An 11,222-nucleotide genomic window follows, 5' to 3' on the forward strand; every position below is an offset into this window, starting at 1 on the left:
AGGCTAGATGCCGGGAGGGCGCGCAGCCGCCAATGCGAGCCGTGTCCGGGCCGGTATGCCGGGGACGCCCGCGCGCGGCGGGCTCCTCAGCCGGGGAGGGACTGCAGCGCGCGGTACTCGGGGATGCTCGCCATCGGCGGTCGCTCGTCGACGGCGACGGCGCTGCTGTACGGCTCGAACCCGTCCGCGTCGTGCCGGAACTGGGTGAGCAGCCCGCTGACGGGGCGCCCGTGGCCGGCGCGGGCGAGCACGGCCGACACGACCTGACCGGCCATCCGGCTCAGCGCGTCCTGCGTCTGCGAGGTGTGCCGGCGCTCGCCCAGGTCGACCTGCGCCAGGCCGGGGAGGCCGACGATCCGCAGCAGGTCGAGCAGCAGGCCGACCTCGACGCCGTAGCCGGAGGAGAACGGCACCTGCTCGAGGAACTCGCGGCGGCCGGCGTACTCGCCCGACAGCGGCTGGACGACCCCGGCGAGCTCCGGCCACCAGGCGTTGAGCAGCGGCCGCGCGGTCAGCTCGGTCACCCGCCCGCCCCCGGCCGGGCTGGTCACGCCGTCGACGCTGAGCGGCCGCGTGTAGCAGCCCTTCACGTAGCCGACTTCCGGGGTGGTCAGCAGCGGCCCCAGCAGCGCGGGGACGTAGTGCGAGACGTCGCCGAGCAGGTCGGCGTCGTGGAAGACCAGTAGGTCACCGGTGGTGGCCGCGAGCGACTTCCACAGCGCCTCGCCCTTCCCCGGGCGGTTGCCGTGGGCGGGCAGCACCTCGGCGGTGGAGACGACGTCGGCGCCGGCCGCCCGGGCGACCTCCGCGGTGGCGTCGGTCGAGTCGGAGTCGACGACGAGCAGCTCGTCGACCAGCGGCACCCGGCGCATCCAGCGCTCGACGATGTCGGTGACCAGCCGGCCGACGGTGGCCTCCTCGTCGCGGGCGGGCAGCACGACGCTGACGCGGTGCCCACCGCGCCGCTTGGCGCGCAGCAGCGCCGCGGCGTCGATCTCGGCCAGCCCGGCGGCCGTCGAGGTGCGGCTCTCGAACCAGGCGCGCGCGTCGGGTCTCATCGGCCCACTGTCTGCGCTGCCGGGGGGACCCGCCAGGGACGGGGGCGGAGATTCACCTGCCGGCCACCGGGGCGCCGCCCACCCGGAGACCGCGCGCGGTGGCGCTGTCCGGGCCGACCGTCGCGCCCGCGCCGTCGGGCTCGGGGTGGCCGAGGTCGGTGAGCCAGCCGCGGAACACCCGGTGCAGGTGCTCGGCGCCGACCACCTCGCCCGGCGGGGCGAACGACCGCGGGTGCACCAGGAAGCCGCGCTGCTGCGGCCCGCCCAGGCCGCCGTGCGAGCCGACGTGCGGCTCGAACGGGGAGGCCTCGTCGGTGACCGGGTCCCAGGCGCTGTTGACGACGACGTCCGGGCAGTGCGGGAAGTCCGAGACGCGGGCGACCAGCGCCGGCGCGTGCTCGCCGTAGGGCGCCAGCGGGTCGCTGCCGAGCACCTCGCCGGTGGCCAGCCGGTGCACGCCGTCCCGGCCGAGCACCACCGGGCCGTGCTCCAGCGACCGGACGAGCAGGAAGCCGACGCCGGCGTGGTCGACCAGGCCGGGCAGCAGGTCGGGCCAGTGCCGCTCGATCTCCTCCAGCGGCACCCGGCCGGGCAGGTCGGCGAACGAGATCGACGCCGTGTGCCCGGAGACGGTGACGACGACGCCCGGGGCCACCCGCGGCACGGCGCCCCCGCCGCTGGCCGGCAGATCGTGGTCGTGGCGCTCCCCGCTCTGGACCCGCGCCCGCAGCCGGCGGGCGACCGGGCCGCCGCCCTCGCCCAGGGCGGCGCCGATCTGCCAGCCGCCGTCGGCCGGGCCGCGGCTGCTGCGGGGGCCGCTGCAGACCGTCCGCGGGTCCGGGTCGGCGCCGCACAGCCGGCCGACGAGCGCCTCGACGGTCTCGCCGAACCGCGCCTCGAACGCCTCCCCCTGGGTGAGGCCGTGGTCGGAGAGGCACACCAGGTGGTAGCGGCGCGGCGCGAGGGCGGCGGCGCGGTGCAGCCGGCCGATCTGCTGGTCGATGGTCCGCAGCACCGCCAGGGTGTCGGCGCGCTCCAGCCCGGCGTGGTGCCCGGCCTCGTCGTAGCCGAGGAAGTCGGCGTAGGCGACCGGCCGGCCGGCCATCATGTCCTCGAGCAGCGCGAAGACGACGACGTCCCGGCTGATCACCGTGGTCCCGGGCCGCATGAGCGGCCACAGCCCGCCCCGGGAGACCCGCGGGCGGACGTCGTCGCGGCGCTCCCGGGCGGCGGCGACCAGCTCCCGGCCGATGTCGACGGCGGAGACCGCGATCGTGCGCAGCGCGTTCACCGGGTTGGCGAAGTAGGCGTAGTAGCCCGACCCCACCCGCTCCAGGGCGCGGGCGCGGCGGCTGCCGGCGGGGACCACGTGGGCCAGCGAGCTCATCGTCAGGCTGACGTGCGGCGCGTCGCCGGTGAACAGGTTGCCCCGGCTCGCGCCGCCGCCGGCGAGGAGGCCGCGCCCGTCGGAGAGCCGGCTCTCGACCAGGGCGGCGTCCTCGGGGTGGGAGACGCGGACCAGCCGGTCGCGGTCCTTCTCGTACCAGCGGAACCCGAAGACGTCGTGGTTGCTGCCGAACAGGATGCCGCTGACCGCCGCGCCGGTCTGCGAGCTCCAGTCGGTGTGCCAGGAGGTCATCGCGTGGCTGCCCGACCGCAGCAGCGCGGCGACGTTGGGCATCGACCCGTCGCGGACGGCGCGGCGGGCGGTCTCGTACGACAGCGCGTCGATCTGCAGGAAGACCACGCCCGGCGGCTGCTCGGCCGGCTCGCCGGACCGCCGGGCCCGGCGGCGCGCGCGGCGGAAGAACAGCTCGTCCTCGTCGATGGCCAGCAGGCTGCTGACCAGGCCGGAGACCGCGGCCATGCCCACCGCGACGGCGACCCCGGTGCCCACCCGCTCCACCACGACGCCGGGCACCAGGAACGACACCCCGAGCACGGCGACGCCCAGCAGCAGGAAGCTGCCCAGGCCGAGGGTGAGGAACGCGACCGGCAGGGCCACCCGCATGACCAGCGGCCAGACGACCGCCGTCAGCAGGCCGAGCAGCAGCGCCATGAGCGGCGGCTGCCACCACGACCCGAGGTCGAAGCGGGGCAGCCAGTCGTCGAGCAGCACCAGCGCGACGGTGGCGGCGGCCCAGGTGAGCAGCACGCGGGCCGGCGTGCGCCCGCGCTGCAGGACCCGGCCGCGCTCCGCGGGGCGGGTCACGGTCGCCCCGTGCGGTCGGCGACCGGACCGCACGGCGTCGGCTCGGCGTCGCCGGGGTCCGTGGCGCCCGCCGCGCCGACGGGGTCCCCGGGTGCCCGGGGCGCCGGCGGCGCGGCGTCGTCCTCCCGCAGGACCCGGCGCCGCCGCCGGGCGGCGGCCACCAGGTTGAGCAGGGCGCTGACGACCAGCACGAGCACCGTCGCGATGAGGGTCGCGATCAGCGGGGAGTCGAAGACGCCGCCGCTCACCACGCCGAGCAGCGCGTAGGCCACGGCCCACAGCAGCGCGGCCAGCAGGCTCGCCGGCAGCAGCCGCCGCCACGGGTAGGCCAGCGCGCCGGCGGCCAGCAGCACGGGGATGCGCCCGGCCGGGAGCAGCCGGCCGACCACGATGATCTGCCAGCCGTGCTGCCGGAACTGCTCGCGCACCTCGGCGATCCGGTCGGCGTGCTGGCCGCGGGCGACCCAGCGGACGGCGGCCGGACCGCCGAACCGGCAGACGGCGAAGGTGATCACGTCGCCGGTCCAGGCGGCCAGCGTGGCCAGCACGAGCACGGCGACCAGGTCGAGGTGGCCCGACGACGTGGCGACCGCGGCCGCCGCGCCGACGACCGCGCCCGTGGGCACGACCGGCACGACCGACCCGAGCAGCACCCCGCCGAAGACGACGGGGTAGCCGAGGGAGGAGGCGTCGGTCCAGCTGCTGGCCAGCGCGCTCATGCGGCGTCCGCGGCGGGGAGGAGGACCGGCCGGCCGGGCTCGGTGAGCGCGACGCGCGTGCCGAGGCCGCGGGCGGCGACCGCGGCGGCGAAGGTGCGCGGCGGCTCGGTGAGCAGCCGCCGCATCCGGCTCCGCAGCGGCGGGACGAGGGTGCTGCCCGGCAGCGCGAGCGTGCCCCAGTGCACCGGGACGACGGTCCGCGGCCGGATGCGCTCGACCGCCTCGGCGGCGCGCAGCGGGTCGAGGTGGCCCGGGCCCAGGGTCGGGCCCCAGCCCCAGACCGGCAGCAGGGCGACGTCGACGTCCCGCCCGCGCAGGTCGTGCATCCCGTCGAACAGGTCGGTGTCGCCGCTGGCGTAGACCGTGCGCCCGGCGCCCTCTAGCAGGTGGCCGACGGCGGGGGCGTCGGGCCCGTGGGTGAGGCGCGGCCCCCACCGGTGCGCGCTGTGGTCGGCCTCGACGGCGGTGACGCGCAGGTCGCCGTCGGTCAGCGACTCCCCGGGGGCCAGCTCGTCGACGCGGGCGACCCCGCGGGCCCGCAGCCAGGCGCCGGCGCCGCGCGGCGCGACGACCCGCACCCCGGGGCCGAGCAGCCGCAGCGAGGGCAGGTGCAGGTGGTCGCCGTGCTGGTGGCTCAGCAGGACGAGGTCCACCCCCGCCCAGGCGGCCGGGTCGGGCAGCGGCGCGACCCGCCGCAGCGGGCCGACGCGGGAGGTCAGGACCGGGTCGGTGAGCACGGTGCGCCCGGCCAGCTCGACGCGCACCGTCGAGTGGCCCAGGAAGTGCAGCACCGGGTCGCCCACGTCCCCAGTGTCTCGCGCACCTCCGACGGGATCATCGGGGTTTCCCCTGGTTCGCCCGCCCGTGTACCCCGCTTTTCACCGGGGCCCGTCGTCAGTCGGCGTCGGGGCCCAGCAGGTCGACGCAGCCGCCCGACAGCTCGTGGTCGACCCGGCCGGCGCAGCTGGAGCCGAACCACTCGTAGAAGTCGTCCACCGGGGTGGCCCAGTAGAGCTCGTCGCAGCTGGTCATGTCGCCCTCGGCGCAGTCGCGGGCCTCGGCGTCGTACTGCGCGTCGTAGAGGTGGCTGCTCTCGGGCGGCGCGGGCAGGGCCTCGCCGTCCTGGTAGTACCGGTTGCCCCACGAGCTGTAGCCGGAGTACCCGTCGCCGCCCTCGACGCCCGGCGCGTACGGGTCGGCGACGGGCAGGCCGCCGGCCCCCGTCCCCGAGGTGCCGACGACGACGGCGGCGACGACGGCGAGCACCGCGGCCGGCGCGGCGACGGCGGCCAGCACCCCGCCGGGCAGGCCGGGACCGCGGGCGGGCACCCACCGGCCGCTGACCGGCGACCACACCGGCGCACCGGCCGGCGGCGCGGCTGCGAGCCAGGCCGGCACCGGTGGCCGGGCGAGCAGGACGAGGCGGACGACGGGCAGCGCGGCCACCGCGACCCCGCCGAGCAGCACCCCGACCGCGGCGAGCCCGGACCCGTCGCCGGCCAGGCCCACGACGGCCCACAGCGTCAGCGCACCGAGCAGGCCGAGCTCGGCGTAGGTGGTGGCGGTGACCAGGCGACGGCCGGTGCGGCGCAGCAGAGCCAGGCCGCCGACCGCCAGCAGCCCGGCCAGGGCGCTCGCGGCGACGGCGGCCAGCGCCGACACGGCCCCCGCGCCCCCGCCGTCCCCGGATCCGACCAGCACCACCGCGACCACGGTGCCCAGCGCGAGCAGGCCGGCCTCGACGAGCGCGAGGACGGCGGCCGCGGTGACCGGCCGCGGCCGGTCACCGGTGGGGCCGGACGCCGCAGCGGCGGGGGAGGGCGCCGGGGAGCCGGCGCCCCACGGGTCGGGCGACGCGGACGTGGAGCCGGGGATCGAGCTCAGCGGCGGGTAGACGACCTCGTACTCGACCTCGGCCGGCGGGTACGGCTCGGGCGCCGCGGGCCGGTACGGGTACCGGCCGTACGGGTCGGTCATCGTGGGCACCCCGTTCTCCGTCGACGGCACGGGACGCCGTCTCCCGCCAGCGTCCGTCGGCCGGGCCGCCGGCGCAACGACCTCTCCCCTGACGGGGTCACCCGGTCCTGCGGCGGGCCCGCACCTTAGTCACGGCCCACTCCAGCGCCACCCCGAGCGCGGCGCCGAGCGAGTTCATCACCAGGTCGCGCAGGGAGGCGTCCCGCCCGGGGAACGCGTACTGGTACAGCTCGATCGACGCGGAGGCGGCCGCGCACAGCGCCCACAGCCAGACCCGCCGCACCGCCGGGAACGCCGCGCAGAGCAGGAACCCGACGGGCACGAACAGCAGCACGTTCGCACCGGCCTCGATGGCCGCCGACGACAGCGCGCCGTCGGTGAGGTCCCGGGCGGCCCGGTTGCCCGTGCCGAACAGCCCGGCGGGGGTGGGGCCCAGGGTGATCGCCGCGCCGGCCAGCAGGTACAGCGCCAACGCGATGCGCGCGGCCCGGACCATGCGCGCACCGTAACCGCCGTCCCTGAGCGCGTCGGGCCGCCCGGCCGGGGAGCACCCGCCGCGGCCGGACCCCTTGCCGCTGCGCCGGCGTTGTCCCAGGGTCGCGCGGTCCACGGGCTGGAGGAGGAGGCGCACGGTGGCGGTCGGGCAGGGACGGGACGGCGCGGCGACGGGGCGGCGGGGGTGGCTGGTCGCGCTGGCCCTCGTCGTCGTCCTGGCGGCGGGGGTGGTCACGGCGTCGGTGCTGCTCCGCGACGGGGACGGGGCGGGCACGCCCGCGCCCAGCGGTGAGCTCGCGCTCGGCGACGTCACCGAGGTCCGGCTCGACGACGACGGGCAGGCCGTGCGCACGTTCGCCGCCGAGGAGCACGAGACCTACCTCGTGCACACGGCCGACGGCGACGCCGCGTTCCTGCCGCCGGCCGGCAGCGACGCCGTCCCGGGGCTCGTGGGGGCCAACTACTCGGTGCCGGAGGACGCGGCGCCGGTCCTGGTCACCGGCGAGCCGGGGGCCACGGTCGAGGTGTGGCTGCACACGCTGGGCCGCGGGGACGTGCCGGTGCCCGGCGAGGCATCCGGCGAGCTCGCCGCCGGCGACTGCGTCAGCCACTGGGTGAGCACCGACGGGCTGCCGGACGTCGTCCTGGCGGTCACCGCCGACTCCGCCGACGTGGTGTGGGGGCCGGAGGGCCCCGACGAGGACGCGACGCCGCAGGTGGCCACCGACCGGGCCGGCCACCCGGTGTTCGACGTGGCCGACGACGAGGGCCTCAACTACGGGGTCTGCAACCTCGGGAGCGGGCCGGCGGCGTACGAGCTCACGGCCGCCGAGCACCTGGAGCCGGGGGAGGCGCCCTCGGTGCCGCCCACCGTGGACGGGAGCGACGAGGCGGCCGGCGAGCTCGTGCCCGGCGTCCCGGTGTCCCACCTGGTGACCGTGCCGGCGGGCCGCTACGTCTTCGTGACGGTGTGGCCGGGGGTGGGCGCCGACTTCGACGCGCGGCTGACGGTGGTCGACCAGGGGCAGGAGCAGGTGGTCGACCAGTTCCGGTCCCGGGACGCGGAGTTCGTCGAGTTCCGCGGCGGGGACACCGACCGGGTGGTCGGCATCCGGGTCGAGGCGGTGTCGGGCGGGGGGAGCTACCGCATCACGGCGGGCTGAGCCGTGTCCTGCCCGTGGTCCGGCCCGGGAGAGGACGGCGATCCGGGTCTCGAGCGGCCGGATCCCGCGGGCGGTGGCAGCATCAGCGGGGTGAAGACCTGGCTCGACGCCTGGCCGGTGTTCCGGCAGCTCACCGGCTCCGACCCCCTGGGGCGGGGCAAGGCCGCGCGCAGCAGGGCGACCGAGCAGGTCGTCAGCCGCACGGCGACCGCCGACCGCGTCGCGAAGAGCGTCTGCCCCTTCTGCGCGGTGGGCTGCGCGCAGAAGGTGTACGTCGAGGACGGGCGGATCACCCAGATCGAGGGCGACCCGGACTCGCCGGTCAACCGCGGGCGGCTGTGCCCCAAGGGCAGTGCCAGCAAGCAGCTGGTGACCAGCCCGACGCGGGTGACGAAGGTCCGCTACCGCCGTCCGTACGGGACGGAGTGGGAGGACCTCGACCTCGACACGGCGATGGAGATGATCGCCGACCGCGTGCTCGAGGCCCGGCGCAAGGGCTGGCAGGACGAGGACGGGCCGGAGGGCAACCGGCACCGGGTCAACCGGACCATGGGAGTAGCGAGCCTCGGAGGGGCGACCCTCGACAACGAGGAGAACTACCTCATGAAGAAGCTCTACAGCGCCCTGGGCGCGATCCAGATCGAGAACCAGGCGCGCATATAGCACTCCTCCACGGTGCCCGGTCTGGGTGCCTCGTTCGGTCGTGGCGGTGCCACGAACTTCCTGGAGGACCTGGCGAACTCCGACTGCATCGTCATCGAGGGTTCGAACATGGCCGAGTGCCACCCGGTGGGGTTCCAGTGGGTGATGGAGGCCAAGGCGCGCGGGGCGAAGATCGTGCACGTCGACCCGCGGTTCACCCGGACCAGCGCGGTCGCCGACCTGCACGTGCCGCTGCGGGTGGGCACCGACATCGCCTTCCTCGGCGGGCTGATCCGGTACGTGCTGGAGAACGACCTCTACTTCCGTGACTACGTCGTCGCCTACACCAACGCCGCGGCGCTGGTGAGCGAGGACTTCGTCGACACCGAGGACCTCGACGGGCTGTTCTCCGGCTTCGACCCGGAGAGCAACAGCTACGACGAGACGAGCTGGCAGTACCAGCCGGAGGAGCCGCCGCACTCGGGCTCCGACGACCCGGCCGAGGCCGCCGCGCAGGACGCCGGCGACGAGCACCCCGACGTCCGCAAGTCCGACCGGGCGCAGGCGGCCGGCAGCGGCGGCCCGCCCATCCCGGCCAAGCCGCTGCGGGACGACACGCTGCAGGACCCGCGCACCGTGTTCCAGGTGCTCAAGCGGCACTTCGCCCGCTACACGCCGGAGATGGTCGCCGAGGTGTGCGGCATCGAGCCGGCGGTGTTCGAGCAGGTCGCGCAGTGGGTGACCCAGAACAGCAACCGCGAGCGGACGACGGCGTGGGTGTACTCGGTGGGCTGGACGCAGCACAGCGTCGGCGCGCAGTACATCCGGACGGCGTCGATCCTGCAGACGCTGCTGGGCAACATCGGCCGTCCCGGCGGCGGGATCATGGCGCTGCGCGGGCACGCGAGCATCCAGGGCTCCACCGACGTCCCGACGCTGTTCAACCTGCTGCCCGGCTACCTGCCGATGCCGCACGCGATGCAGCACCAGACGCTCGACGAGTACTGCGCCGACGCCGCCGGCAAGGCCGGGTTCTGGGGCAACAAGCGCAGCTACATGGTCAGCCTGCTCAAGGCCTGGTTCGGCGACGCGGCGCAGCCGGAGAACGACTTCCGGTTCGACTGGATCCCCAAGATCAACGGCGACCACAGCTCCTACCGGACGATCGCCGACATGATCCAGGGGAAGGTCTCGGGCTACTTCCTCGTCGGGGAGAACCCCACGGTCGGGCACCCCAACGGCCGGATGAACCGCTTCGGCCTGGCGAACCTGGACTGGCTGGTCGTGCGCGACCTGCAGATGATCGAGTCGGCGACGTTCTGGCAGGAGTCACCGGAGGTCGAGACCGGGGAGCTGGCGCCCGAGACGATCGGCACCGAGGTCTTCTTCATGCCCTGCGCCTCCCACGTGGAGAAGGAGGGCACCTTCACCCAGACGCAGCGGATGCTGCAGTGGCGGGAGAAGGCGGTCGAGCCGCCGGGCGACGCCCGCAGCGACCTGTGGTTCTACTACCACCTGGGCCGGATCCTGCGGGAGCGGCTGAAGGACTCGACCGACCCGCGGGACCAGGCGCTGCTGCACATGACCTGGGACTACCCGCTGCACGGCGAGACCCAGGACCCCGACGCCGAGGCCGTGCTGCGCGAGATCAACGGCACCGGACCCGACGGCGCGCCGCTGTCGACCTACATGGACATGAAGGACGACGGGTCGACCACCGGCGGCTGCTGGATCTACACCGGCGTCTACGCCGACGGGGTCAACCAGGCCGCCCGGCGCAAGCCGGCGAAGGAGCAGGGCGCCGTGGCCTCGGAGTGGGGCTGGGCGTGGCCGCTCAACCGCCGGATGCTCTACAACCGCGCCTCCGCCGACCCCGACGGGAAGCCGTGGAGCGAGCGGAAGAAGTACGTCTACTGGGACGAGGCGGCCGGCGAGTGGACCGGCGCCGACGTCCCCGACTTCGAGAAGACCAAGCGGCCGGACTACGTGCCGCCGGAGGGCGCCAAGGCGCAGGACGCGCTGGCCGGCAACGACCCGTTCGTCATGCAGGGCGACGGCAAGGCGTGGCTGTTCGCGCCGGCCGGCCTGGTCGACGGGCCGCTGCCGACGCACTACGAGCCGGTGGAGTCCGTCGTCGAGAACGCCTTCTACAAGCAGCAGGCGAGCCCGACGGTGGAGCGCATCGAGGGGCCGTGGAACCGGGAGAACCCCTCGATGAGCGAGGTCTTCCCGTTCCAGGTGACCACCTACCGGCTCACCGAGCACCACACCGCCGGCGGGATGAGCCGCACGCTGCCCTACCTGTCGGAGCTGCAGCCGGAGTTCTTCGTCGAGGTGTCGCCGGAGCTGGCCTCGCTGCGCGGGCTGACCCACGGCGACTACGCGACGCTGGTCAGCACGCGGACGGCGATCGAGGCGAAGGTGCTGGTCACCGAGCGGATCCGGCCGATCCGGCTGCGCGGCGGGCAGGTCGTGCACCAGATCGGCATGCCCTACCACTGGGCCTACAGCGGGATCTCGACCGGCGACTCGGCCAACGACCTGCTGGGCATCGCCCTCGACGCGAACACCCACATCCAGGAGGACAAGGTCAGCACCGCCGACATCGTCCCGGGCCGGCGTCCGCGCGGGCCGGAGCTGATCGAGTTCGTGGAGGCCTACCGGCGGCGGGCCGGGGTGGCGTCGGGGCGGGTCGGCGTGAACGGCCGGGCCCCGGTGGAGTCCTCGACCGGCGCCGCGGAGACCGGCTCGTGAGCCGCCACGCCGGAACCGGGCGCGAGCCTGCGGGGGCGACCACCTCTCTCCGCTCGCTCGTGCTCTGCCCACGCCTGCGGGCAGAGCACGAAGGGCGACCGGTGGGCATCCCCTCGCGGACGCTCGTGCTCTGGCCGCCCCGGCGGGCCGAGCCCGAGCACCGCGGGACCACATCCCCCACCCCCGGAGGCGAGCGGGGATG

General features: G+C 75.7%; 7 protein-coding genes and 1 pseudogene. 2 read left to right on the forward strand and 6 right to left on the reverse strand.

The genetic code is table 11. The features are described from left to right. Positions 1 to 86: 86 nt before the first annotated feature. The 6 genes from ACI8AX_RS11775 to ACI8AX_RS11800 form a co-directional block, all read right to left on the reverse strand. Positions 87 to 1,058: a glucosyl-3-phosphoglycerate synthase gene (locus tag ACI8AX_RS11775; protein WP_456549996.1), complete on the reverse strand. Its 972-nt coding sequence runs from the start codon at positions 1,056 to 1,058 to the stop codon at positions 87 to 89. Positions 1,059 to 1,110: 52 nt separating this feature from the next. Further along, positions 1,111 to 3,270 (reverse strand): phage holin family protein, encoded by a 2,160-nt coding sequence (locus tag ACI8AX_RS11780; RefSeq protein ID WP_456549997.1) that lies wholly within the window; start codon positions 3,268 to 3,270, stop codon positions 1,111 to 1,113. Then, a complete protein-coding gene (locus tag ACI8AX_RS11785) occupies positions 3,267 to 3,989 on the reverse strand; it encodes a DedA family protein (RefSeq protein ID WP_456549998.1) in 723 nt (240 codons plus the stop codon). The genes ACI8AX_RS11780 and ACI8AX_RS11785 overlap by 4 nt, the downstream gene beginning before the upstream one ends. Further along, on the reverse strand, positions 3,986 to 4,792 hold the full coding sequence (locus tag ACI8AX_RS11790) for an MBL fold metallo-hydrolase (RefSeq protein WP_456549999.1): 807 nt from the start codon (positions 4,790 to 4,792) through the stop codon (positions 3,986 to 3,988). Before ACI8AX_RS11790 ends, ACI8AX_RS11785 begins: the two co-directional genes overlap by 4 nt. A gap of 91 nt (positions 4,793 to 4,883) precedes the next feature. After that, on the reverse strand, positions 4,884 to 5,966 hold the full coding sequence (locus ACI8AX_RS11795; protein ID WP_456550000.1) for a hypothetical protein: 1,083 nt from the start codon (positions 5,964 to 5,966) through the stop codon (positions 4,884 to 4,886). 97 nt (positions 5,967 to 6,063) lie between these two features. Continuing rightward, a complete protein-coding gene (locus ACI8AX_RS11800) occupies positions 6,064 to 6,462 on the reverse strand; it encodes a VanZ family protein (protein ID WP_456550001.1) in 399 nt (132 codons plus the stop codon). 136 nt (positions 6,463 to 6,598) lie between these two features. Between ACI8AX_RS11800 and ACI8AX_RS11805 the strand changes: the two genes are divergently transcribed. Beyond that, complete coding sequence (locus ACI8AX_RS11805; protein ID WP_456550002.1) at positions 6,599 to 7,624, forward strand: hypothetical protein; 1,026 nt, start codon at positions 6,599 to 6,601, stop codon at positions 7,622 to 7,624. An 81-nt stretch (positions 7,625 to 7,705) separates the two neighbouring features. After that, positions 7,706 to 11,020 (forward strand): annotated as a pseudogene (gene fdh, locus ACI8AX_RS11810) (formate dehydrogenase). Positions 11,021 to 11,222: the final 202 nt, after the last annotated feature.

Source organism: Blastococcus sp. SYSU D00813 (genome assembly GCF_054050735.1).